Source organism: Mycobacterium sp. GA-1199 (genome assembly GCF_001500045.1).
In the GTDB taxonomy this organism is placed as follows: Bacteria; Actinomycetota; Actinomycetes; order Mycobacteriales; family Mycobacteriaceae; genus Mycobacterium.
The window spans coordinates 243823-266592 of sequence record NZ_LQIX01000001.1 but is presented as its reverse complement, the minus strand read 5'-3'; the positions used below and the strand labels follow the sequence as shown (position 1 = coordinate 266592).

At 67.9% G+C, this 22770-nt stretch carries 24 protein-coding genes; 13 read left to right on the top strand and 11 right to left on the bottom strand.

Annotation, left to right across the window (positions count from 1 at the left end; translation table 11 throughout):
* Positions 1-6: 6 nt before the first annotated feature.
* Positions 7-1350: a type VII secretion integral membrane protein EccD gene (gene eccD, locus AU198_RS01300; protein WP_082690807.1), complete on the top strand. Its 1344-nt coding sequence runs from the start codon at positions 7-9 to the stop codon at positions 1348-1350.
* Positions 1347-2699, top strand: coding sequence for a type VII secretion-associated serine protease mycosin (gene mycP, locus AU198_RS01295; RefSeq protein ID WP_082690806.1), 1353 nt, complete (start codon positions 1347-1349; stop codon positions 2697-2699). Before eccD ends, mycP begins: the two co-directional genes overlap by 4 nt.
* Here the strand turns inward: mycP and eccB are convergent.
* Entirely contained in the window at positions 2667-4058 is a 1392-nt protein-coding gene (gene eccB / locus AU198_RS01290) for a type VII secretion protein EccB (protein WP_064345651.1), read from the bottom strand. The two genes, mycP and eccB, sit on opposite strands and share 33 nt — an antisense overlap.
* Positions 4059-4102: 44 nt before the next feature.
* On the bottom strand, positions 4103-4660 hold the full coding sequence (locus AU198_RS01285; protein ID WP_064345650.1) for a CGNR zinc finger domain-containing protein: 558 nt from the start codon (positions 4658-4660) through the stop codon (positions 4103-4105).
* 78 nt (positions 4661-4738) lie between these two features.
* Here AU198_RS01285 and AU198_RS01280 point away from each other — a divergent pair, with 78 nt between their 5' ends.
* From AU198_RS01280 to AU198_RS01265, 4 genes are all read left to right on the top strand, one after another.
* The gene (locus AU198_RS01280; RefSeq protein WP_064345649.1) at positions 4739-5755 is read left to right on the top strand and encodes an EamA family transporter; all 1017 of its coding nucleotides are present in this window, start codon (positions 4739-4741) and stop codon (positions 5753-5755) included.
* 33 nt (positions 5756-5788) lie between these two features.
* On the top strand, positions 5789-6538 hold the full coding sequence (locus tag AU198_RS01275) for a cutinase family protein (protein WP_064345648.1): 750 nt from the start codon (positions 5789-5791) through the stop codon (positions 6536-6538).
* Positions 6539-6565: 27 nt separating this feature from the next.
* Positions 6566-7225, top strand: coding sequence for a cutinase family protein (locus AU198_RS01270; RefSeq protein WP_064345647.1), 660 nt, complete (start codon positions 6566-6568; stop codon positions 7223-7225).
* Positions 7226-7288: 63 nt separating this feature from the next.
* Complete coding sequence (locus tag AU198_RS01265) at positions 7289-7984, top strand: cutinase family protein (RefSeq protein WP_064345646.1); 696 nt, start codon at positions 7289-7291, stop codon at positions 7982-7984.
* On the opposite strand, the gene truA is transcribed toward AU198_RS01265, so the two are convergent.
* From truA to AU198_RS01225, 9 genes are all read right to left on the bottom strand, one after another.
* Positions 7981-8850: a tRNA pseudouridine(38-40) synthase TruA gene (gene truA / locus AU198_RS01260; RefSeq protein ID WP_064345645.1), complete on the bottom strand. Its 870-nt coding sequence runs from the start codon at positions 8848-8850 to the stop codon at positions 7981-7983. The genes AU198_RS01265 and truA overlap by 4 nt on opposite strands.
* A 7-nt stretch (positions 8851-8857) precedes the next feature.
* Positions 8858-9457: a 50S ribosomal protein L17 gene (rplQ, locus tag AU198_RS01255; protein WP_064345644.1), complete on the bottom strand. Its 600-nt coding sequence runs from the start codon at positions 9455-9457 to the stop codon at positions 8858-8860.
* Positions 9458-9520: 63 nt separating this feature from the next.
* The gene (locus tag AU198_RS01250) at positions 9521-10573 is read right to left on the bottom strand and encodes a DNA-directed RNA polymerase subunit alpha (protein WP_064345643.1); all 1053 of its coding nucleotides are present in this window, start codon (positions 10571-10573) and stop codon (positions 9521-9523) included.
* A gap of 75 nt (positions 10574-10648) precedes the next feature.
* A complete protein-coding gene (rpsD, locus tag AU198_RS01245; RefSeq protein ID WP_064345642.1) occupies positions 10649-11254 on the bottom strand; it encodes a 30S ribosomal protein S4 in 606 nt (201 codons plus the stop codon).
* A gap of 21 nt (positions 11255-11275) precedes the next feature.
* A complete protein-coding gene (gene rpsK / locus AU198_RS01240; RefSeq protein WP_064345641.1) occupies positions 11276-11692 on the bottom strand; it encodes a 30S ribosomal protein S11 in 417 nt (138 codons plus the stop codon).
* Between the two features lie 6 nt (positions 11693-11698).
* Complete coding sequence (rpsM, locus tag AU198_RS01235; protein ID WP_064345640.1) at positions 11699-12073, bottom strand: 30S ribosomal protein S13; 375 nt, start codon at positions 12071-12073, stop codon at positions 11699-11701.
* A gap of 142 nt (positions 12074-12215) precedes the next feature.
* On the bottom strand, positions 12216-12329 hold the full coding sequence (rpmJ, locus tag AU198_RS25635; protein WP_003879483.1) for a 50S ribosomal protein L36: 114 nt from the start codon (positions 12327-12329) through the stop codon (positions 12216-12218).
* A 36-nt stretch (positions 12330-12365) separates the two neighbouring features.
* Entirely contained in the window at positions 12366-12587 is a 222-nt protein-coding gene (gene infA, locus AU198_RS01230) for a translation initiation factor IF-1 (RefSeq protein ID WP_003418601.1), read from the bottom strand.
* A 218-nt stretch (positions 12588-12805) separates the two neighbouring features.
* Complete coding sequence (locus AU198_RS01225; RefSeq protein WP_502689250.1) at positions 12806-14080, bottom strand: alpha/beta hydrolase family protein; 1275 nt, start codon at positions 14078-14080, stop codon at positions 12806-12808.
* A 301-nt stretch (positions 14081-14381) separates the two neighbouring features.
* Between AU198_RS01225 and AU198_RS01220 the strand changes: the two genes are divergently transcribed.
* The 7 genes from AU198_RS01220 to AU198_RS01190 all read left to right on the top strand — a co-directional run bounded on the left by AU198_RS01220 (position 14382) and on the right by AU198_RS01190 (position 22770).
* A complete protein-coding gene (locus AU198_RS01220; protein WP_231744534.1) occupies positions 14382-15098 on the top strand; it encodes a hypothetical protein in 717 nt (238 codons plus the stop codon).
* Positions 15070-16737 (top strand): NAD(P)/FAD-dependent oxidoreductase, encoded by a 1668-nt coding sequence (locus AU198_RS01215; RefSeq protein WP_064345639.1) that lies wholly within the window; start codon positions 15070-15072, stop codon positions 16735-16737. The genes AU198_RS01220 and AU198_RS01215 overlap by 29 nt, the downstream gene beginning before the upstream one ends.
* Complete coding sequence (locus AU198_RS01210) at positions 16737-18230, top strand: ATP-binding protein (RefSeq protein ID WP_064345638.1); 1494 nt, start codon at positions 16737-16739, stop codon at positions 18228-18230. Before AU198_RS01215 ends, AU198_RS01210 begins: the two co-directional genes overlap by 1 nt.
* Before the next feature lie 38 nt (positions 18231-18268).
* Positions 18269-19114, top strand: coding sequence for an LLM class F420-dependent oxidoreductase (locus AU198_RS01205; RefSeq protein ID WP_064345637.1), 846 nt, complete (start codon positions 18269-18271; stop codon positions 19112-19114).
* Positions 19115-19136: 22 nt separating this feature from the next.
* Entirely contained in the window at positions 19137-19979 is an 843-nt protein-coding gene (locus AU198_RS01200) for an LLM class F420-dependent oxidoreductase (protein WP_064345636.1), read from the top strand.
* A gap of 83 nt (positions 19980-20062) precedes the next feature.
* The gene (locus tag AU198_RS01195; RefSeq protein ID WP_064345635.1) at positions 20063-21583 is read left to right on the top strand and encodes a CoA-acylating methylmalonate-semialdehyde dehydrogenase; all 1521 of its coding nucleotides are present in this window, start codon (positions 20063-20065) and stop codon (positions 21581-21583) included.
* A gap of 20 nt (positions 21584-21603) precedes the next feature.
* The gene (locus AU198_RS01190) at positions 21604-22770 is read left to right on the top strand and encodes an isobutyryl-CoA dehydrogenase (protein WP_064345634.1); all 1167 of its coding nucleotides are present in this window, start codon (positions 21604-21606) and stop codon (positions 22768-22770) included.

Below are 22770 nucleotides of genomic sequence, written 5' to 3'. Positions count from 1 at the left end.
GAGGCGATGGCTGGTTCAGGCTGCCGAGTCAGCATTCACGTCGACGGGGCGAACGCGACCCAGAGTGTGGATCTGGCGTTGCCACGCCGGGCCTGCCTGGGCGACATGCTCCCGTCGATCCTCGAGCTGGTTCATCCCGACCACCGCGAGGTGGTCACCGGTGCGCGGTGGCGGCTGCACCGAATCGACGGTTCGTCGCTGGACGAGTCACTCACATTGCCGGACAACCAGGTTCGCAACGGCGACGTCCTGTGGCTCAGCACCGATGACGTCTGCGAGCCCGTCTTCGCCGACTGGGATGCCACCCGCACGGTGGTCAGGCGGCAACCTGCGCCCGGCGGGATTCCGCGCATGCTGTGCGTCGCCGCCAGCGTGGTTTGCGCGGCCATCGGCGGTACCGCGCTGCTGTGGTCCACAGGCTCGACTGGTCGCACGGTTCTCATCGGCGGTGCGCTGACCTGCGCGGCTTTGACCGCCGCCGTCGTCAACGGGCGTACGCACTCAGAACCGTTGCTGTGCACCACCTTCAGCGTGATCTCCGTGGTGATGGCGGCGGTGACGGGTGCCGCCGCGGTACCCGGCGGTCCCCTCGCCGCCCATCTGCTCCTTGCCTCATCGGCGGGGCTGGCCACCACGGTGGTGTCCTTGCGCCTCACCGGCCGCGGTCTTGTGCCGCTGGTCTCCATCGCCACGACAGCGCTGCTGTGCACCGCTGCCTGCGCGGCATCGGTCGCATGGCACCTCGGCGGGCCGGCCTCGGGCTCACTCCTCGCGGCGATTGCACTGGCGACGATGAGTTCGGCTCCACGGCTGGCCATTGCGCTCACCCGAATCAGCCCCACACCGCCGGACGACGACATGCACCGTCCACCCGACCCCCTCGAGGACAGCGAGGCGACGCGCGCCCACGAGGTGCTGACAGCGATGATCGCCGGCGCGTCCATCGCCGCGGCCATCGCGGCCGTGTCCGCTGGTTACGGTTCCCTCGGTCGCGAGTTCTCCCTCCTGGCAGCAGCATTCGACGCTGCCGTCGGAGCCGCGCTGTTATTGCGCACCCGCACTCATATCGGGACCGTTCGTCGCGCCGCGTTGGCGATGAGCGGCTTCGTTGCGCTCACAGCAGCATTCGTGATCCTCGCCGCAGCGTTACGTCAGCACGCCCACTGGTTCGGGGTTCTGGCCGCTGTCGCCGGGACCGGATTCCTGATACCGCTCCTGCGCTTCACACCCGGCCTGGCCGCGCGCCGCGCCGCCGAACTGGCCGAATACGCGGCCTTGGCCGCGGTCATACCGCTGGGCTGCTGGATCGCCGGGCTGTTCGGTCTCGTCCGCAACCTGGCGCTGACGTGACGCGCTTGCTTCGCGTCGTCCTCGCCGTCGCGTTCGCGGCGGCTCCGGTGACCGGTATCCCCACGGCGGCCGCGGTGGTGCCGCCGGGTGTCGACGATTCGCTACTACCCCACCCGCATTCGCCGGCGCCGCCGCAGCCCACCGAGCAGACAGGGCAGTGCACGACCGTTCAGAAGGTCACCCTGGGCGGGGACGTCGGCGGCCAACTGCGCGACCTGGACCTGCGGTCGGTGTGGCCGCTCACCCGCGGAGGAGGTCAGACCGTCGCGGTGATCGACACCGGGGTGTCACGCCATCGCCTGCTGCCTCGCCTGATTCCCGGCGGCGACTACGTGTCCAGCGGTGACGGCACCGACGACTGCGACGGCCACGGCACGATCGTCGCCGGCATCGTGGCCGCCACAGCGGATTCGGACGCCCCCGATGCGTTCAGCGGTATCGCACCCGAGGCCACGATCGTCGGCATCCGGCAGTCGAGCACGAAGTTCAGCGCCGAAGATGGCGGCGGCGGACCCGGTTTCGGAGATGTCGACACCCTCGCCCGCGCGGTGCGCCACGCGGCCGACATGGGCGCAACCGTGATCAACATCTCCACCGTCGCCTGCGTCGCCGCAGGCACGGAGATGGACGACGGACCTTTGGGCGCCGCCTTGGCGTATGCGGTCGACGCGAAGAACGTCGTCGTGGTCGCCGCTGCGGGCAATGCCGGCGCACCGGGCCAGTGCGAGCATCAGAACCCCGCAAGTCCGGGCCGACCGGACTGGGACGGCGTCAAAGCGGTCGTGAGCCCGGCCTGGTACGACGACTATGTCTTGACGGTCGGATCGATCGGCCCGGACGGTGGCCCCTCGGAGTTCACGTTGGCGGGGCCCTGGGTCGACGTCGCCGCTCCCGGCGAGCAGGTGGTGTCGTTGGACCGCGACGGCGACGGATTCGTCGCCGCGCTGCCCACCCCAACCGGCGAGAAGCCGCTCGCGGGAACCAGTTACGCCGCGCCCGTGGTCACCGGCATCGTCGCGTTGTTGCGGTCACGCTCGCCGCAGTTGACCGCCCGGGAGGTCATGCGCCGAATCGAAGACACCGCGCGGCACCCGGGCGGCGGCTGGAATCCGCTTGCCGGTCATGGCGTTGTCGACGTCCTGGCCGCGGTCACCGGTGGCGCGACAGCTCCCGCGGATCCGGGCCGCCCGACGGTGGTGTCACCGTCGCGGCAGCAACCACCCGACGGCCACGCAGCGCGTATCGCCACCCGTGGAGCCGCCATCTGCTTGGCAGTGGCCGGGGTTGTCGTCGCAATGACGGTATCGCTCAGCCGGTTACGGCGTTCCCGTCAAGTCGTGCGCGACTGACGCGGCCTCGACACTCAGCTCCGGCCCGTGTGGCAGCCGCGCCAGCAGGGGCCACGGTGCGGGCAGCGGATCACCGGTCAGCCCGAGCCGCTCGGCCGTTTCCCGATCCCGGATGCCGAAGACCACCCCAACGTCGTTCACCAGGAACAGCGTTCCGGTTCGTGCGCCGTCACCACTGGCCCCCGCCGCTCGCACGTAGGCGCTGCGGCCCCCGCGCATCGCGAAGGCATCGATTCGGGCGCCTGCGGCGTCGGCGTGCGCCAGGCCCACCGGTCGCACCTCGGCGTTGCCGGGTATCGCGTCGCCCGTGACGGTTCTCGTGGTGACGGACCCCGAGTCCTGTGCCCACTGCCACTGTGCGCATACGACCGGATCGACTGCGGCACCGGCACGTTCGGGGAACTTCGCAACCGGGAGCTCGTCGACCACCGGGACGGCGCCGATCGCACCGGGCTCGACGGTGACGATGTGGTGCGCGTCCTGCGGCTGGGTGAACCGGATGAGGTCGGCCGCCACCATGCCGATTCGCTGCACTCCCGTCCTCAGCACCGCGTAGTGCTGCGACGACTCGGCCTGCGGCACGCGGATCACGGCGCCAACCCGCAACCCGTGCAGCGGCGGTGGTGCGGGCGCTCCGGCGTCGCGGATGGCGGGTGCCGCGAGCTCGGGCACCTCCGGCACGATGTCGAGCAAGGTGCGCGTGACCGGGCGCGGCGCAACGCCGTCGAGCGCGAGCGCACGGACCACGGCCGGATTGCGCAGATCCACCTTCGCACGCCGCCCGTCGAAGAGCAGATACGTTGTCGCCGCACCTTCGCCCGCCGCGCTCACCAGGATGTTGGCCGCTACGGCGTGCGTCCTGCCGACAGACCCCACCAGCACCGTCGAGGCAGACGAATCATCCTCGCACACATGCCATTCCGACTCGCCTTGCGTCAGCGGCGCGCCGATCATGTCAGGGGCGCCAGGGATGCCGAGCATCGCCCCCCTTGGCGCCCGGTCGACGGCCGAGGAACTGACGAGCCGAGGTTTGGCCGCCGAAGCGGTGATCAGCCGGGCCGACGCGAGGTTCGGGACAGGGTGCAGATTCTGGTCGATCCGCACATAGAGGGCACCGGTGTCGCGCACCATCACGATCGGGGCGTCGCCGAGCGCACCGCGTGGCTGCAGAAACGCCAGGACCGCGGCCACCCCGAGTCCGATGACCGCCAGAAGCGAGCCGACCGACAACGCAAGTGCCTGCGCGCGCATCGGATCGTCGAGCATCTTCGCGTCGCCGCGCACGAGGGCGTGCTGCATGCGCCGTAACCCGAAGCGGTGCCCGCTGATCTGCAGTTTGGTGGTCGATCGCCCCGTCATCACTCCCCCGCCGAAAGCCTAAGGCCTGGCGGGAGTCCCGAGTGTCACCGCTTTCCCATGGCCCTGCGCTCGCGATAGGCCGCCACGTGCTGGCGGTTGCCGCAGTTGCCGGTGTCGCAGAACTTTCCCGACCGGTTGCGCGACAAGTCGACCAACACCGCCTCGCAGTCCGACGCCGCGCACGTCTTGAGGCGGCGCAGCTCGCCGATGCGGATCAGGTCGGCCAGCGCCATCGCCATCTCCGCGCCCATCCGCTGCCACAGCGGGTCGTTCACCGACGCCAGGTGCAGATGCCACTCCGGCATCTCCGGATGCCGGGTCAGCCACGGCGAGGCGTTGGTATCGCGAAGTAAGGCATTGACCTGATCCACCGTGCGTTGCTCATCGTCGGCGACGGCCCAGATCCGGCTCAGCCGGTCGCGGAGCCGCTGCACCGACGCGAGTTCGTCGGCGTCGCGGTCACGGCGGCCCGTCCAGCCGAAGCTGTCGAGGTAGGCGTTCAACGCCGCCATGTCGCCCAACCGCTCACCGTCGACGCGGTCGCTGTTGATGAGCTCACACGCCGCCCGCAAGGTGAGTTCGGTGTCATGACTGAAAAGCATTTGACCCATGACGCCTCTCGTCGCTACTGTCAGGAGCGTAGTTCATTTTACTCATTACACTTTCCTCGGAGGTCGACCATGGCCGTGACGGCATCCGGCACGCGGCCCGCCGCCGACCACTTCCGGCTCGGGCTGATGCTGGCGGTCGGTTCGGCGGTCGCGTTCGGCTCCTCGGGCCCGTTCGCGAAGGCACTGATGACAGCGGGCTGGAGCCCGACCGCCGCGGTCGTCGCCCGGCTGGCGGGCGGCGCGCTGGTGATGGCGATCTTCGCCACCATCGTCAGGCGCGGGTGGATTCGCGAGGCCCTGCGCCACCCCACGACCGTGCTTGCCTACGGGGTGGTCCCGATCGCGGGCGCGCAGCTGTTCTACTACAACGCCGTCGCGCACCTATCGATCGGCGTCGCACTGCTGCTGGAGTACACCGCACCGATCATCGTCGTCGCCTGGGTCTGGGCCACCACACGGCGACGCCCGACCACCTTGACCCTGGCCGGCGTCGGGCTGGCGATCGCCGGGATCATGCTGGTGCTCGACGTGTTCTCGGGCGCGCACATCAACCTGGTCGGCGTGGGCTGGGGACTGGCGGCCGCCCTCTGCGCCGCCGGGTACTTCCTGATGTCGGCCCACGCCGGCTATACGGCCGACGGGGACGGGATCAGTCCCGTCACGCTGGCCGCGGCGGGGCTGATCGTCGGCTCGGGTGCGGTCACGCTCCTGGGCCTGACCGGGATCATGCCGTTGACCTTCACCACCGCCGACACCGTCATCGCCGGTCACACCACCTCGTGGATCGTGCCGGTCATCGCCCTGGGCGTCATCGCCACCGCGGTGGCCTACACGCTGGGCATCATGGGCATCGCCCGGCTGCGGCCACGTTTCGCGTCGCTGGTCGGCCTGTCCGAGGTGATGTTCGCGGTGCTGGCGGCCTGGATTCTGCTGGGTGAGGCGATCACGCCCACGCAGGCTGTCGGCGGCGCCATCGTCTTGGCCGGCCTGGCGCTGGCGCGCGCAGGCGACCGTTCCGAAGCGGTTGCCGAGGCGACGTGGCCGGACGGCCCGCTCGAGGAGTCGCCCGTGCGAGCGAACCGTTAGCCCCCAGACCCCTCGGTGTGTGAATATGTCCGCGTGACTTTGCTGCGCGAGACGGCCCGACTGGCGGCCGCGACGGCCGCGGTCGCCGCGCTCGTCGGCGGCGTGGCCCCGCCGGCGGTGGCCCAGCCCGGCCCGCCCCCCGGACCCGTCAGTCCCGGATACGGTTCGGGCACCGCGCCCGGACCGGCGGCCACCTCCCCCGGATACGGCTCCTCGACATCCGCGTGCAGCGATATCGAGGTGATCTTCGCCCGCGGCACCGACGACACCCCCGGCCTCGGCACACCGGGCACCGCGTTCGTCAACGCGCTGCGGGGCCTGAAGAGCGGCCAGACGATCAGCACGTACGCGGTCGACTACCCCGCTTCCTACGACTTCCTGGCCGCCGCCGACGGCGCGAGCGACGCCACCAACCGCATCGCGATGCTGTCGCAGCAGTGCCCGAACACCCGCATCGTGCTCGGCGGGTACTCGCAGGGGGCAGCGGTCGTCGACATGCTGGCGGGGGTGCCGCCGCTCGGCGACAAGATCGGATCCATCGGGTCGGCTCCGCCATTGCCCGGAAGCCTGGTGCCAAACGTCGCCGCCGTCGCGGTGTTCGGCAACCCGGCCACCAAGTTCAGCAACCCGATCACCAAATCGGTGTTCGCCGGCCGCGCGATCGACCTGTGCAAGGACGGCGACCCGATCTGCTCCAAAGGGCGTAACCCGTTCGCGCACAACGACTACGTGAGCGCCGGACTGGTCCAGGAGGCGGCGAACTTCGTCGCAGGTCTGGTCTGATTCCGCGCGGCGATATCATCTCGTCCCGTGGATTTCGCTCGCCTTCGTCGTCGGGTCGCCGGCACCGCCGTCATCGCGGCCGTCGGACTGATCCCTTGGCTCCTGGCGCCGACGGTTGCCTCGGCACAGGGCTGCTCCGATGTGACAGTGGTGTTCGCCCGCGGCACCGGTGAACCCCCGGGCATCGGCCGTGTCGGCCAGGCGTTCGTCGAGGCACTGCGCCCGCAGCTGGGGGACCGCACGCTGTCGGCTTACGGGGTGGCCTACCCGGCCACCTACGACTTCATGATGGCGGCCGACGGCGCCGCCGACGCGGCGGCGTTCGTCACCACCACCGCACAGTCGTGTCCGAACTCGCGCATCGTGCTGGGCGGGTTCTCTCAGGGCGCGGCGGTCGTCGACATGCTCGCCGGCATCCCGCCGCTGGGCAACCGGATCGGCGCGCTGGGCCCGGTGCTGCCACCCAACGTCGCACCCAATGTCGCCGCCGTGGCCGTCTTCGGCAACCCGGCGACCAAGTTCGGAAACCCGATCACCACGGCGCCGATCTTCGGTGGGCGCGCGATCGACCTCTGCACCGATGGAGACCCGATCTGTTCCCGCGGCCGCAATCCGTTCGCCCACAGCGACTACGTCGGGCGCGGAATGGCGAACCAGGCTGCGGATTTCGTGGCGCGGCTGGTCTGAGGTCGCGGCGACCGCTGTCGATTACCTTCGTCGGCGTTGATTAGTTCCTATAGGATCGGCGGAGTGCAAAACGATCTTGTTCGCTGCTTGGGGCGCCGGGGGACGCTGCTCATCGGGGCGGTCGTGCTCGCGGTGGCAGGGCTGATCGCGCCCGTCACCCAGGCCACCCCGGGCCTCCTGTCCGTCGCCGCTGCGCAGTCATGCCCACAGGCGGAGCTCATCTTCGCGCGGGGTCGCACCGAGTCGCCCGGTGCCGGTGTGATCGGCAACGCGCTCATCAGTGCGCTGCGCAGCAAGAGCGGAAAGAACGTCAACCTCTACTCCGTGAACTATCCGGCCGATTACGAGATCGACATCGGCGCCAACGACATGAGCTCACGGATTCAGGACATGGCGGCACGGTGCCCCGACACCCGACTGGTGCTCGGCGGATACTCGTTGGGCGCCGCGGTGACCGACGTCGTGCTAGCCGCACCCATCGCCGCGTTCGGGTTCGACAAGCCGCTGCCTCCCGGGATGGACCGCCACATCGCCGCCGTCGCGCTGTTCGGCAACGGGATCGCATGGGCCGGCCCGATCACCAACTTCAGCCCGCTCTACGGCGAGCGCACGATCGAGCTGTGCCACGGCGCCGACCCGATCTGCAACCCCGCCGAGCCCAAGACCTGGGAGGGCAACTGGCCCGACCATGCGGCGCGCGCGTATGTGAATGCGGGGATGGTCAACCAGGCGGCCGACTTCGTCGCCGCTCGGATCTAGTCGACCACCCGTAGGTCGCGGGTGACCTTGGTCCGTGCTTCGAGCTGATCGTCGGGCGGATAGTCCACGCCCACGAGGGTCAACCCCTGCGGCGGTGCGGCCACGAACTCGCTGGACCTTCGATCGGCCGCCAACAGGCCTGCGCACCAATCGGGTTCGCGACGGTGTTCACCGACCGCCAACAACGCGCCGACCAGCGAGCGAACCATCGACCAGCAGAAGGCGTCGGCGCTGACATGGGCGGTGACCCGCGTCCCCTCGCGCGACCAGTCGAGGCGCTGAAGGTCACGGATGGTGGTGGCACCCTCACGGTGCCGGCAGAAGGCCGCGAAGTCGTGCAGTCCCAGCAGCGTGCGTGACGCCTCGGCCATCGCGTCCACGTCAAGCGGGCGGGGCCAGGCGGTGACATAACGCGCCTCGTGCGGCTCGACACCATATGGCGCCATCGACAGTCGATACACGTAGTGGCGGCGCAGCGCGGAGAAGCGGGCGTCGAAACCCGGGGCGGCACGCCCGACGTCGAGCACGCGGACGTCTCGGGGCAGGAACCGGCCGAGCCGTCGCACCAGCGGCAGGAACTCGCTGTCGCCGGGGCGCGGCGTACGCGGATAGGCGTGCGCCAGAGCCTCTTCGGGCACGTCGACATGGGCGACCTGACCGGTGGCGTGCACTCCGGCGTCGGTGCGACCCGCCGCACGCGCCACCACTGCGGTGCGGAACACCGTCGACAGCGCCTCTTCGAGGACACCGGCCACGGTGCGCTGTCCCGCCTGCACTGCCCACCCCGCGAACTCGGTTCCGTCGTAGGCGATGTCGAGCCGGAGACGAACGAGCCCGCCACCGGATTCGATGGCGGGCTCGCTCATGACGTCCTCAGGACTTGTCGTCATCCTTGTCGGCCTCGTCAGCCGGGGCCTCGTCAGCCTTGTCGGCCTCGTCAGCCGGGGCCTCGACCTCGCTCGACTCGGCCTTGGCCTCTTCGACCGATTCCTCCTCGGTGGGACCTTCGGCCGCTTCCGGCTCGACCGCGGCCTGCGGAGCCGATGCGGCGGCGACGGACTGCTCGGTCTTGGAGCCCGCGGCCCTGCGAGCACGGTTGGCCTCCGAGGTCACCGTCTTCTCCCGCACCAGCTCGATGACCGCCATCGGGGCGTTGTCGCCCTTGCGGTTCTCGACCTTGATGATGCGGGTGTAGCCGCCCTCGCGGTCGGCGTAGAACGGGCCGATCTCGGCGAACAGCGTGTGCACGATGTCCTTGTCGCGGATCTTCTTCATCACCTCACGCCGGTTGTGCAGCGTGCCCTTCTTGGCGTGCGTGATGAGCTTTTCCGCATAGGGCCGCAACGCCCGCGCCTTCGGCTCGGTCGTCTTGATCCGGCCGTGCTCGAAGAGCGACGTGGCCAGGTTGGCCAGCAGCGCCTTCTGGTGGGCGGACCCGCCGCCGAGACGAGGTCCCTTGGTGGGCTTGGGCATTGCGACTATCTCCTATGTGGGGCCGACCCCCGTATCAGGTAGGGCCGGGACGGACTGGCTTCTTTAGAGCTGTTCGGTTTCGGCGTAGTCCTGGTTGTCGTCCAGGTCGTAGCCCGCATCGCTGTTCCAGGTGCCGGTGGCGACGTCGTAGCCGGCGACCTCGGACGGATCGAAGCTGGCCGGGCTGTCCTTGAGCGACAGACCCAGCTGATGCAGCTTGATCTTCACCTCGTCGATGGACTTCTGACCGAAGTTGCGGATGTCCAGCAGGTCGGACTCCGTGCGGGCGACCAATTCGCCCACCGTGTGCACACCCTCGCGCTTGAGGCAGTTGTACGACCGCACCGTCAGGTCCAGATCGTCGATCGGCAGCGCGAAGCTCGCGATGTGATCGGCCTCGGCCGGCGACGGTCCGATCTCGATGCCCTCGGCCTCGACATTGAGTTCCCTTGCCAGACCAAACAATTCGACCAGCGTCTTGCCCGCCGAAGCGAGCGCGTCACGCGGCGTGATCGAGTTCTTGGTCTCCACGTCGAGGATCAGCTTGTCGAAGTCGGTGCGCTGCTCGACGCGGGTGGCCTCCACCTTGTAGGTGACCTTGAGCACCGGCGAGTAGATCGAATCGACCGGGATGCGGCCGATTTCGGCGCCCGAGGCCTTGTTCTGGACGGCCGGGACGTAACCGCGACCGCGCTCGACGACGAGCTCGACCTCGAGCTTGCCCTTGTCGTTGAGGGTGGCGATGTGCATCTCGGGGTTGTGCACCGTCACGCCGGCGGGCGGAACGATGTCGCCTGCGGTGACCTCACCCGGCCCCTGCTTGCGCAGGTACATGGTGACCGGCTCGTCCTCTTCCGACGAGACGACCAGCCCCTTGAGGTTCAGGATGATGTCGGTGACGTCTTCCTTGACTCCGGGCACCGTGGTGAACTCGTGCAGCACTCCGTCGATACGGATGCTGGTGACTGCCGCGCCCGGGATGGACGACAGCAGCGTGCGCCGAAGCGAATTGCCAAGGGTGTAACCGAAACCGGGCTCCAGCGGCTCGATGACGAACTGGGAGCGGTTGTCGGCCTTGACGTCTTCGGACAGTGTGGGGCGCTGAGAGATCAGCATGTGTTTCTTTCCTCCTTCACGGCACCCGCTATTTGATGCCGCGTACTCCAGCCGCCATCCGGGCGGCGGGAAGCCTTACTTCGAGTACAGCTCGACGATCAGCTGCTCGGTGAGCGGGACGTCGATCTGCGCACGCTCCGGCAGCTGATGCACCAGGATGCGTTGCCGCTCACCGACGACCTGAAGCCACGACGGGATCGGCCGCTCGCCCGCGGTCTCCCGGGCGATCACGAACGGATCGGTGTTCAGCGACTTTTCCTTCACGTCGATGATGTCGTACTGCGACACCCGGTAGCTCGGGATGTCGACCTTGACACCGTTGACCAGGAAGTGGCCGTGGCTGACCAGCTGCCGCGCCATCCGGCGGGTGCGGGCCAGGCCTGCGCGGTAGATGACGTTGTCCAGCCGGCTCTCCAGGATGCGCAGCAGGTTGTCACCGGTCTTGCCGGGCAGCCGGTTGGCCTCCTCGTAGTAGCGACGGAACTGCTTTTCCATCACGCCGTAGGAGAAGCGGGCCTTCTGCTTCTCCTGCAGCTGCAGGCGGTATTCGCTTTCCTTGATCCGCGCGCGGCCGTGCTGGCCGGGCGGGTAGGGGCGCTTCTCGAACGACTGATCGCCGCCGACCAGGTCCACGCCGAGGCGGCGTGACTTGCGGGTCGCGGGTCCGGTGTAACGAGCCATAGTCTGTTTCTCCTCGTCCTACTAGACCCGGCGCCGCTTCGGCGGGCGGCAGCCGTTGTGCGGCTGTGGCGTGACATCGGCGATCGCGCCGACCTCGAGGCCGGCGGCCTGCAGCGACCGGATCGCGGTCTCGCGGCCCGAGCCCGGGCCCTTGACGAACACGTCGACCTTCTTCACGCCGTGTTCCTGCGCCTTGCGGGCGGCGTTCTCGGCGGCCAGCTGCGCGGCGAACGGTGTGGACTTACGCGAGCCCTTGAAGCCCACGTGCCCCGACGACGCCCAGGCGATGACGTTGCCCTGCGGGTCGGTGATCGTCACGATCGTGTTGTTGAACGTGCTCTTGATGTGCGCGGCGCCGTGCGGGACGTTCTTCTTTTCCCGGCGACGGGTCTTCTGCCCCTTCTTGGGGCCGGCCGCGGTCTTTTTGGCGGGTGGCATCGTCGATTACCTGGCCTTCTTCTTGCCGGCGATGGTGCGCTTGGGGCCCTTGCGGGTGCGCGCGTTGGTCTTGGTCCGCTGGCCGCGCACCGGAAGCCCACGGCGGTGCCGCAGACCCTGGTAGCAGCCGATCTCGATTTTGCGGCGGATGTCGGCCTGCACCTCGCGGCGCAGATCGCCTTCCACCTTGAGGTTGGCTTCGATGTAGTCGCGCAGCTGGGTGACCTGATCATCGGTCAGGTCCTTCGTGCGCAGATCCCGGCTGATGCCGGTGGCGTCCAGGATCTCCTGGGAGCGGGTACGGCCGACGCCGTAGATATAGGTAAGGGCGATCTCCATGCGCTTATCGCGCGGGAGGTCGACGCCCACGAGACGTGCCATCAGGCAGTGTTCCTTCTTCTATGCGGAGGTCTTGTCCCAGTCCGTTCCCTCAAATGGGGTCCGGCCTCCGTGCCGGACGTTGGTGAGCGGCGCATCCGCTCAGTGGTACTGGGAGTTCGTCATTCAGTTGTGTTGCGGGGTTCTAACCCTGCCGCTGCTTGTGGCGTGGATCAGAGCAGATCACCATGACCCGCCCATGCCGGCGGATCACCCTGCACTTATCGCAAATGGGCTTGACGCTCGGGTTCACCTTCACGGCTCGTTCGATCCTGTTCTTCTGAAGTGTCTGTTTTTACTTGTACCGGTAAACGATGCGGCCCCGGGACAGGTCGTAGGGAGACAGCTCCACCACGACGCGGTCCTCGGGCAGGATGCGGATGTAGTGCTGCCGCATCTTGCCGCTGATGTGGGCAAGGACCTTGTGTCCGTTCTCCAGCTCAATGCGGAACATCGCATTGGGCAGGGGTTCGACCACGCGACCCTCGACCTCTATGGCACCGTCTTTCTTGGCCATTGTCTTTCGGAGATCCTCCGTGTCCTGATCGTTGGCGCCTTCCCGCCGCGGGCGGCGGATACTGCTGCGGCGCGGCAAACGCTTCCGACCACAGAACGTGAGCCAGTAGCCAGAAATTCCTGAACAGGGCACGCAAAGAGTCGGCGCGATCGTCGCACCGTTGATCTATGGTACTCGCCCACGGGCCGGGCCCAAAATCGCGACGGAACGGCCTCCCGTCACCCCGTCGCCGTCTCGGGCTGGTCCCGTCCTGCGTCGATACCGCGGACGAGACCCGATTGCACCAGCGCGGCCGTGACGAACCGGTGCACCGGCCGGGAGCGGAAGAAGCCGGTGTGGCCACCGCGGTACCACTGGATGTCGGGTTGTCCCCAGTGGTCCCACAGCCGGTCGATCTGCTCGCGCGGGTGAACCACCTGGTCGGCGATGCCCGCGTAGATGAAGCGGCCGCCCATCGGGACCTGTGGCGGCAATGCCAGCGGCGAGATCATCCGGCCGAGCGGGGCGGCCAGCCTGATCGTCTCCATCCGCGGGTCGTCGCTGCCCATGCCGGAGTGCCGCGCCAAGAGGCCGACCAGATCTGCCACCGGAACGCCCAGCACCGCGCATTCCAGGGCGTCGTCGAGGCTCGCCACCAAGGCCGCGATGAAGCCGCCCAACGACAGGCCGTACACGCCGATCGGCGCTCCCGGCTGCTGCCGGCGGATCCACGACAGCAAGCTGCGGACGTCCCACACCGCCTGCGCGGTGGCGTGAATGTCGTCGAGGACGTCCTCACCGGGGAACACCGCACCCTTGGGCAGCCCCTTGGCCCGCGGGCCGTGCATCGGCAGCACCGGCATCACGACGTTGAGACCCAACTCGTCGTGCAGGTACCAGGCCCGGAAGATCGCCAGGTCGATCGCCGCGCGCCCCATCTCGGTGCCGTGGACACATACCAGCCACGGCCGCGGCTCGGGGTGGCGCAGCAGCAGACCGTAGCCGCGGGAGACGGCGTCATAGCCCAGCCAGCGGTCGGCACCGGGTTCATCCGGGTCCGGCCGGTACCCGCTGGTCCAGCGCAACCGGTGATAGGAGCGGTTGCGGCGACGCACCGGCGAGATGTCCAGATCGCTCGGGGGCCCCGGCGCGGCGAAGAACACCGCCGGATCGTCGAGGCTGCCACGTTGTCCGTAGAAGTCCAGCGCAGCCACCACTTCACCGTGGATCCGGTCGAACGCCCTCGGATCGCTGAGCGGACGCCGCGCTCGCAACCCGAGCAGCACCACCTCGTCGCGGAACGCCTCGGCGGCCAACGCGACCGTCGGCCGCACGGTGGGCGTCTGATCACGGCCGTCGTGGAGGTAGTCACGCCACGAGCGCGCGTAGTAGCCGCCGGTTTTCGTCAGCGGTTGCACCACATTGCGCAGGGGCGCCTGTATCCGCGGCACGGTGGAGCGGTGCGGAGTCGGTGCGCCGGCCTCGGCGCCGATACCGATGTCGTCTGTTCCCACACCTCCGACAGTAGCCACGCGCTGTCGTGCCAGTAGAGCCATTGGTCACCTGTACCCGTAGGATCCCGCGACACAGACGCTCCAGGTCGTGCGATCGTGCTGGTGCGCAGCCGGTTTCGGCACCGATTGACCGGCGCAGAGTGGCGCCCACCACTCTGCACGGCCGAATGTGGCGGCCCCGATACATGGCCTAAGTCGTTTTGCTGCTCGAGGTGACTTCGGTCCCTAGTCATCGCCTGCGGCCGGTGGTCCGATGAGAAGTGGCAATCCCGCCGCGCACACCACCTGCTAGGAGAAAACGATGGGTAAGCAAAGACCAATCCTGGCAGACGTCATGGCAGCGGTCGGCATCGCCGCCCTCTACAAAGCCCACGTACAGCCGTGGATATACACCTGGGGCGCCCGTGAGGAAGAGGTCACCGCAACACTGCCGGGTGACGATCTGGTCGATCCGGACACGCCCCGCACGACGCGGGCGGTGTCCATCGACGCGACACGCGACGACGTGTGGCCCTGGCTGGCTCAGATCGGCGAGAACCGCGGCGGCTTCTACAGCTACTCGGTGTTGGAACGTGCGGTAGGGGCCGACATACGCAATGCCGAGGTCATCCATCCCGAGTGGCAGGAGCTGCAGGTCGGTGACACGATTTGGCTGGCCCGCCGATACGGTCCCGGGGCCCGGCAGATCGTGGCGGCGGTGAAACCCCGATCACATCTCGTGCTGGTGTCGCCGGCTGACTTCGAGCGGCTCCAGCGGGGCGAAAAAGCCTCGGGCTGCTGGTCTTTCGTGCTCCGAAGAGAACTGGGGCGGACCCGGCTGGTGGTGCGCGGCAGTGGCGGCGCGGTGGGCCATTCCTGGTTCGACATACCGCATTTCGTGATGGAGCAGAAAATGATGCGGGGCATAACACAGCGGACCCAGCGGACCCGCCGGCGGTCGCGGCCGTCACCCGGATATCGGCTGGACGATGGGCGCATACTTGTACGCGATGACCGGCCCCTCGCCCCAGTCCCGTAAACCCGTCATATTGAGCGTCGATGACGATCCGGCGGTGTCGCGCGCGGTCGCCCGCGATCTGCGCCGCCACTACGGCGAGGGGTTTCGCATCGTGCGCGCCGAGAACGGCCCCGATGCGCTCGAGACGCTCAACGAACTCAAACTGCGCGGCGAGACCGTCGCAGTGTTCGTCGCCGACTACCGGATGCCGCAGATGAGCGGGATCGAGTTCCTCGAAGAGGCGATGGACATCTTCCCGATGGCCCGCCGCGTGCTGCTGACCGCGTATGCCGACACGCACGCCGCGATCGACGCGATCAACGTCGTCGACCTCGATCATTACCTGCTCAAACCGTGGGACCCGCCGCAGGAGAAGCTCTATCCGGTGATCGACGCGCTGATCGAGGCCTGGCGCGAGACCGGCGACCGTGCGATCCCGCACACCAAGATCATCGGGCACCCGTGGAACGCGCGATCCTCGGAGGTTCGCGAGTTCCTCGCGCGCAACCGGCTCTACTACACCTGGTTCCGCGCCGACGAACCCAAGGGCAGGCAGCTGCTGGACGCCGCGGGTCTCGACGGGCTGATGCTTCCGGTGGTGGTCACCGAACAGGGCGAGACGCTCGTCGCGCCGGACGACGCCGAACTCGGCGCGACGCTCGGTCTGTCGATCACACCCTCGGAGGACTTCTACGATCTGGTCGTCATCGGCGGCGGCCCCGCGGGTCTGGCCGCGGCGGTCTACGGCGCCTCCGAGGGCCTCAAGACGGTGCTCATCGAGCGCACGGCCACGGGTGGGCAGGCCGGGCAGAGCTCGCGGATCGAGAACTACCTCGGCTTTCCCGACGGCGTCTCGGGCTCTCAACTCGCCGACCGGGCCCGCAGACAAGCCGAGAAGTTCGAGGCCGAGCTCATCACGGCGGCCGAGGTCACCGCGCTCGAGATCGACGGCAACGCGCGCACCGTCCATCTGTCCGACGGCCGATCGATCGGGACGCGGGCCGTGATCCTGGCGATGGGGGTGGAGTATCGCCAGCTGCCTGCCGAGGGCTGCGCGGATCTCACCGGCGCCGGCGTCTACTACGGAGCCACCTCGTCGGTGGCCGCCGAATGCGAGGACGAGGAGGTCTTCGTCATCGGCGGCGCGAACTCCGCGGGACAGGCCGCGATGTTCCTGTCACGAACCGCGAAGAAGGTGAGCATCGTCTGCCGCCGCACCCTCGACGAGTCGATGTCCCACTACCTGATCCAGCAGATCAGGGCGACCGACAACATCCGCGAACTGCCGCACACCGCCGTGCACAAGGTCGAAGGCAACGGCCACCTCGAACGAATCTGCCTGCAGGATCTGCGAACCGGTGTGCGCGAGGACCACACCTGTGGACGCATGTTCATCTTCATCGGGGCCCAACCACGCACGGACTGGGTGGAACAGGCGGGCATCGCCCGCGACGACCACGGGTTCATCCTCGCCGGGCCCGATCTGCGCGACGTCGCCGGCTGGACGCTGGACCGTCCGCCGCACCACCTGGAAACAAGCGTGCCCGGCGTGTTTGTTGCAGGAGATGTGCGTTCCGAATCCGCCAAGAGGGTGGCGGCCGCCGTCGGCGAAGGATCGATGGCGGTGATGTTGGTGCACCGATACCTGGCGGAGGCGTGATGAGCGACGAAGAACCCCGCTGCCTGCCCCACGAACTGCGGACGCTGTTCCTGTTCGAGGCCCTCTCTGACCGCCAATTGCAGGTTCTGTGCGACAACGGGCATATCGCCACGTTCGAACCCGGTCCGGTGTGCACCGAGGGCGACCCGGCGACGTGCTTCTACGTGCTGCTCGACGGTGAACTGGTGATGTCCAAACGCTCGGGCGGGGTCGACATCGAGACCAATCGCACGTCCCAGCGCGGGGTGTACTGCGGCGCGTGGTCGGCTTATGTTCCCGGCGAGGAGCACCTCTACGAGGCGTCGGTCCGCGTGACGAGGCCGTCCCGGTTCTTCGTGCTCGACGCCGACGCGTTCGCGAAGTTCATGCAGTCGGAGTTCCCGATGGCCGTGCACCTGCTCGAGGGCCACCGCGTCGGCGGCCGTCGCCAGAGCCAGATCCTCGGCCAGCGCGAGAAGCTGCTGGCGCTGGGCACCATCACCGCGGGACTGACCCATCAGCTCAACAATCCCGCGGCTGCCGCGGCCCGCGCCGTCGCCGACCTGCGCGAGGGCGTCGGCAAGATGCGGCACAAGCTCGCGATGTTGGCCGACGGCCAGTTCACCCCGGAAGCGCTGCGGGTGTTGGTGCGGATTCAGGACGAGGTCGCCGAGCAGGTCGCCAAGTCCAAGGCGCAGGAGCTCACCGCGCTGGAGCTGTCCGACTGCGAAGAGCAGATCGGGGACTGGCTCGAGAGCCGCGGCATCGCCAGCGCGTGGGATTACGCACCGACGTTCGTGGAGGCGGGCCTCGACCTGGACTGGCTCGAACGCGTGCAGGCCTCCATCGACGACGTCGACTGCTCGGCGACGCTGCAGAGCGCGCTGGGTTGGTTGAAGTACACGATCGACGCCGAGCTGCGGATGAACGAGATCGCCGACGCCAGCAAGCGGATCTCGGCGCTGCTGGCCGGTGCCAAGCAGTACTCTCAGATGGACCGCAGCGAGTATCAGGCCGCCAACGTCCACGAGCTGATCCACAGCACGATCAAGACCATCTTCGGCGGCAAGGTGGGCAAGGACAAGCCGGTGGCACTGGTGTGGGAGAAGGACACCACGCTACCTCAATTGTTGTGCTACCCAGGCGATCTGAACGAGGTCTGGTCGAACATCATCGACAACGCGATCCAGGCGATGAACTACGAGGGCACGTTGACGATCCGCACCTCGCGCAAGAACGACGACATGGTCCGCGTCGAGATCTGCGATGACGGCCAGGGCATCGCCGCGGAGAACATCGACCGCATCTTCACACCCTTCTTCACCACCAAGCCGTTCGGCCAGGGCACCGGCCTGGGTCTGGATCTCGCCCGGCGCATCATCGTCGAGAAACACCACGGCGACATCCAGGTCAAGTCCGCTCCCGGCGACACCCGGTTCATCGTCGACCTGCCGTTGGTCGCGCCCGCCCCCGAGGCGCCGAGGCCGACGGAACTTTCCGTCACAGCCGGATAACCGGAATATCCCCAGGGCACCGAGAGGTTGGAGCGGAAATGACGAAACCCGATCTCGGTAGGTACGGCGCGTTCGGCCACTACTCCATGTGGCAACGGCTGAGCCCGGAGCAACTGCGGGCCATCGAAGACCTCGGTTACGGCGCGATCTGGGCCGGAGGTTCGCCGGCGGCCGAATTATCTTGGGTGGAACCGATTCTCGAGGCGACGAACACCCTCAAGCTGGCGACGGGCATCGTCAACATCTGGACCGCGGACGCCGGGCCCGTCAGCGAGTCCTTCCACCGCATCGAGAAGGCCTATCCGGGACGCTTTGTGCTGGGCATCGGCGTTGGGCATCCCGAAGCCCACACCGAGTACCAGAAGCCGTACGACGCTCTCGTCGCCTACCTCGACAAGCTCGATGAGTACGGGGTTCCGAAGGATCGACGGGTGGTCGCCGCGCTGGGTCCGAGGGTGCTCAAGCTGTCCGCCGAGCGCTCCGCCGGGCCACATCCGTACCTGACGACGCCCGAACACACCGCCGAGGCGCGCAAGCTCATCGGGCCGGATGCGTTCATCGCTCCCGAACACAAGGTGGTGCCGACCACGGATGTCGACAAGGCTCGCGCGGTCGGCCGCCAGGCGCTCGAAATCTACCTCAATCTCACGAACTATCTGAACAACTGGAAGCGTCTGGGATTCACCGACGACGAGGTCGCGAGGCCGGGCGGCGACCGGCTTGTCGACGCGGTGGTGGCGTATGGCACCGTCGACGCCATAGCAGCACGGCTCGAGGAGCATCACGCTGCGGGCGCCGACCACGTGCCCGTACAGGTGCTCACCAAACCGGACAAGCTGGTGGACGCGTTGGCTCAACTGGCGGGTCCGCTCGGCCTGAAGTGATGTCACCACCGAAGGGATCCGCATGACTGAGCTCAAGCCCGACCTCGGCCGCTACGGCGTATGGACGTTCGGCGTTCCGAAGCCCGAACAGGCCGTGGAGATCGAAAAGCTCGGCTACGGCGCGGTGTGGATCGGCGGATCGCCGGCCGGCAACCTCGAGTACGTCGAGCCCATCCTCGAGCGCACCGAGAACCTTGTGGTCGCCACCGGCATCATCAACGTGTGGACGGCGCCCGCCGACGAGGTCGCCGACGCGTATCACCGCGTGGAGGACGCCTATCCGGGCCGGTTCCTGCTGGGCATCGGTATCGGTCATCCCGAGCACACCGAGGAGTACCGCAAACCGTACGACGTGCTCGTCGAGTACCTCGACGCGCTGGATGCCAAGAAGGTGCCCACGAGCCGGCGGGTGATCGCGGCGCTCGGGCCCAAAGTGCTCAAGCTGTCGGCGCAGCGCAGTGCGGGGGCGCATCCGTACCTGACCACTCCGCAGCACACCGGTGAGGCGCGAAATCAGCTGGGACCCACGGTGTTCATCGCGCCCGAGCACAAGGTCGTGTTGGCCAGGGACGCCGAGGCGTCACGCGAGATCGGTAGGCAGACAGTCGATTTCTATCTGGGTCTGTCGAATTACCTGAACAACTGGAAGCGCCTGGGCTTCACCGAGGACGACGTCGCCAAGCCCGGCAGCGACCGGTTGATCGACGCACTGGTCGCCCACGGCACCCCCGAGGCGATCGCGGCGCGACTCAACGAACACCTGGAGTCGGGCGCCGATCACGTCGCGATCCAGGTGCTGGGCGGATGGGACGTCTTGATCCCCACGCTGACCGAGTTGGCCGGGCCGCTCGGGTTGAAGGGCTGACCGCACCGCATCGGAGGGACCCTTGCGTCGCGTGCCACCGCATTACTAGGATATCCAACTATCTAGTAGTGAGGGGCACGCTCATGACCACCCAGGTTCCGCATTTCATCGACGGCAAGCGCACCAATGGCCAGTCGGGCCGCACCGCCGACGTCTTCAACCCCAGCACGGGTGAGGTGCAGGCGCAGGTCGTGATGGCGTCGGCCGCCGACGTCGACGCAGCGGTGGCGGGTGCGGCCGAGGCGCAGAAGTCGTGGGCGGCATTCAACCCGCAGCGCCGGGCTCGCGTGCTGATGAAGTTCATCGAGCTGGTCAACCAGAACGCCGACGAGCTCGCTCAACTGCTGTCGCTCGAGCACGGCAAGACCCATGCCGATTCCCTCGGCGACATCCAGCGCGGCCTCGAGGTCATCGAGTTCAGCGTCGGCATCCCGCACCTGCTCAAGGGTGAGTACACCGAGGGCGCCGGTCCGGGTATCGACGTGTACTCGCTGCGCCAGCCGCTCGGGGTCGTCGCGGGCATCACCCCGTTCAACTTCCCCGCCATGATCCCTCTGTGGAAAGCCGGCCCCGCGTTGGCGTGCGGCAACGCGTTCATCCTCAAGCCGTCCGAACGGGACCCGTCGGTGCCGGTCCGGCTGGCCGAACTGTTCCTCGAGGCGGGTCTGCCCCCCGGCGTCTTCCAGGTCGTGCAGGGCGACAAGGAAGCCGTCGACGCGATCCTCGAACATCCGGCCATCCAGGCGGTCGGCTTCGTCGGCAGCTCCGACATCGCGCAGTACATCTATTCGGGCGCGACCGCAAACGGCAAGCGCGCGCAGTGCTTCGGCGGCGCGAAGAACCACATGATCGTGATGCCCGATGCCGACCTCGACCAGGCCGTCGACGCGCTGATCGGCGCCGGCTACGGCAGTGCCGGCGAGCGCTGCATGGCGATCAGCGTCGCGGTACCTGTCGGCGACGAGACCGCAGATCGCTTGCGCGCCAGGCTCATCGAGCGAATCAACAATCTGCGGGTGGGCCACAGTCTGGACCCGAAGGCCGATTACGGGCCGCTGGTGACCGAGGCGGCGCTTCAGCGGGTGCGCGGCTACATCGACGCCGGCGTCGAGGCGGGCGCCGAGATCGTCGTCGACGGCCGCGAACGCGCCAGCGACGAACTGCAATTCGGTGACGACAGCCTGGAGAACGGCTGGTTCATCGGCCCCACCCTGTTCGACCACGTCACCACCGACATGTCGATCTACACCGATGAGATCTTCGGGCCGGTGCTGTGCATCGTGCGCGCGAAGGACTACGAAGAGGCGCTGGCGCTGCCCTCCGAGCACGAGTACGGCAACGGCGTCGCGATCTTCACCCGCGACGGCGACGCGGCCCGCGACTTCGTGTCACGCGTGCAGGTCGGCATGGTCGGGGTCAACGTGCCGATCCCGGTGCCGGTGGCCTACCACACCTTCGGCGGCTGGAAGCGGTCCGGTTTCGGGGACCTCAACCAGCACGGTCCGCATTCGATCCTGTTCTACACCAAGACGAAAACCGTCACGCAGCGGTGGCCGTCGGGCATCAAGGACGGCGCGGAGTTCGTCCTGCCGACCATGAAGTAGCGCACGAGAACACCGGCAGCATGGACTATTTCGGGCTCGACGACGACGAGCGCGTGATCGCCGAGACGGCGGCCGCATTCGCCGAGAAGCGGCTCGCGCCGTTCGCGCTGGAGTGGGACAAGACGCACCACTTCCCCACCGACGTGCTACGTGCGGCCGCCGAGCTCGGAATGGCCGCGGTCTATTGCAACGAAGACGTCGGTGGCAGTGGGCTGCGCAGGCTCGACGGCGTGCGGATCTTCGAGCAACTCGCGGCGGCGGATCCGACGGTGGCGGCGTTTTTGTCCATCCACAACATGTGCACGTGGATGGTCGACACCTACGGCACCCCCGAACAACGCAAGAGCTGGGTGCCGCGGCTGGCGTCGATGGAACTGATTGCCAGCTACTGCCTGACCGAACCCGGCGCGGGCTCCGACGCGAGCGCGTTGCGCACCAGGGCCGTTCGCGAAGGCGACCACTACGTCCTCGACGGGGTCAAACAGTTCATCTCCGGCGCCGGGTCGTCCGACGTGTACGTGGTGATGGCGCGCACCGGCGGTGAGGGGCCGCGGGGCATCTCGACGTTCATCGTCGAAAAGGACACGCCCGGACTCACTTTTGGGGCGGACGAGGAGAAGATGGGCTGGCACGCCCAACCCACCGCCCAGGTGATCTTCGAGGGGGTGCGGGTCCCGGCCGATGCGATGTTGGGCGGCGCCGACGGCGAGGGCACGGGCTTCGGGATCGCGATGAACGGGCTCAACGGCGGGCGGATCAACATCGCCGCGTGCTCGCTCGGCGGTGCGCAGGCCGCATACGACAAGGCCATCGCCTATGTGCGAGACCGCGAAGCATTCGGCGGCCCACTCCTCGACGAGCCCACCATCCGGTTCACCCTGGCCGAGATGGCCACCGCGCTGGAGACGTCGCGAAACCTGTTGTGGCGAGCCGCGAATGCGCTGGACAACGACCACCCGGACAAGGTGGAGCTGTGCGCGATGGCCAAGCTCTATGTCACCGATGCCTGCTATACGGTCGCCGACCAGGCGCTGCAGTTGCACGGGGGCTACGGCTACCTCGACGAGTACGGGTTGGAGAAGATCGTCCGGGACCTGCGGGTACACCGGATCCTCGAGGGCACCAACGAAATCATGCGCGTGGTCATCGGGCGGTCGCAGGCCGCCAAGGTGCGGGCGTCCGCTTAG

What these genes read in the sequence shown, in the direction of transcription:
- eccD (WP_082690807.1), top strand. Translation starts at nt 7, where the DNA reads ATGGCTGGTTCAGGCTGCCGAGTCAGCATTCACGTCGACGGGGCGAAC.
- eccB (WP_064345651.1), bottom strand. Translation starts at nt 4,058, where the DNA reads ATGACGGGGCGATCGACCACCAAACTGCAGATCAGCGGGCACCGCTTC.
- AU198_RS01285 (WP_064345650.1), bottom strand. Translation starts at nt 4,660, where the DNA reads ATGCTTTTCAGTCATGACACCGAACTCACCTTGCGGGCGGCGTGTGAG.
- AU198_RS01280 (WP_064345649.1), top strand. Translation starts at nt 4,739, where the DNA reads ATGGCCGTGACGGCATCCGGCACGCGGCCCGCCGCCGACCACTTCCGG.
- truA (WP_064345645.1), bottom strand. Translation starts at nt 8,850, where the DNA reads ATGAGCGAGCCCGCCATCGAATCCGGTGGCGGGCTCGTTCGTCTCCGG.
- rplQ (WP_064345644.1), bottom strand. Translation starts at nt 9,457, where the DNA reads ATGCCCAAGCCCACCAAGGGACCTCGTCTCGGCGGCGGGTCCGCCCAC.
- AU198_RS01250 (WP_064345643.1), bottom strand. Translation starts at nt 10,573, where the DNA reads ATGCTGATCTCTCAGCGCCCCACACTGTCCGAAGACGTCAAGGCCGAC.
- rpsD (WP_064345642.1), bottom strand. Translation starts at nt 11,254, where the DNA reads ATGGCTCGTTACACCGGACCCGCGACCCGCAAGTCACGCCGCCTCGGC.
- rpsK (WP_064345641.1), bottom strand. Translation starts at nt 11,692, where the DNA reads ATGCCACCCGCCAAAAAGACCGCGGCCGGCCCCAAGAAGGGGCAGAAG.
- rpsM (WP_064345640.1), bottom strand. Translation starts at nt 12,073, where the DNA reads ATGGCACGTCTCGTGGGCGTCGACCTCCCGCGCGATAAGCGCATGGAG.
- infA (WP_003418601.1), bottom strand. Translation starts at nt 12,587, where the DNA reads ATGGCCAAGAAAGACGGTGCCATAGAGGTCGAGGGTCGCGTGGTCGAA.
- AU198_RS01220 (WP_231744534.1), top strand. Translation starts at nt 14,382, where the DNA reads ATGGGTAAGCAAAGACCAATCCTGGCAGACGTCATGGCAGCGGTCGGC.
- AU198_RS01215 (WP_064345639.1), top strand. Translation starts at nt 15,070, where the DNA reads ATGACCGGCCCCTCGCCCCAGTCCCGTAAACCCGTCATATTGAGCGTC.
- AU198_RS01210 (WP_064345638.1), top strand. Translation starts at nt 16,737, where the DNA reads ATGAGCGACGAAGAACCCCGCTGCCTGCCCCACGAACTGCGGACGCTG.
- AU198_RS01205 (WP_064345637.1), top strand. Translation starts at nt 18,269, where the DNA reads ATGACGAAACCCGATCTCGGTAGGTACGGCGCGTTCGGCCACTACTCC.
- AU198_RS01200 (WP_064345636.1), top strand. Translation starts at nt 19,137, where the DNA reads ATGACTGAGCTCAAGCCCGACCTCGGCCGCTACGGCGTATGGACGTTC.
- AU198_RS01195 (WP_064345635.1), top strand. Translation starts at nt 20,063, where the DNA reads ATGACCACCCAGGTTCCGCATTTCATCGACGGCAAGCGCACCAATGGC.
- AU198_RS01190 (WP_064345634.1), top strand. Translation starts at nt 21,604, where the DNA reads ATGGACTATTTCGGGCTCGACGACGACGAGCGCGTGATCGCCGAGACG.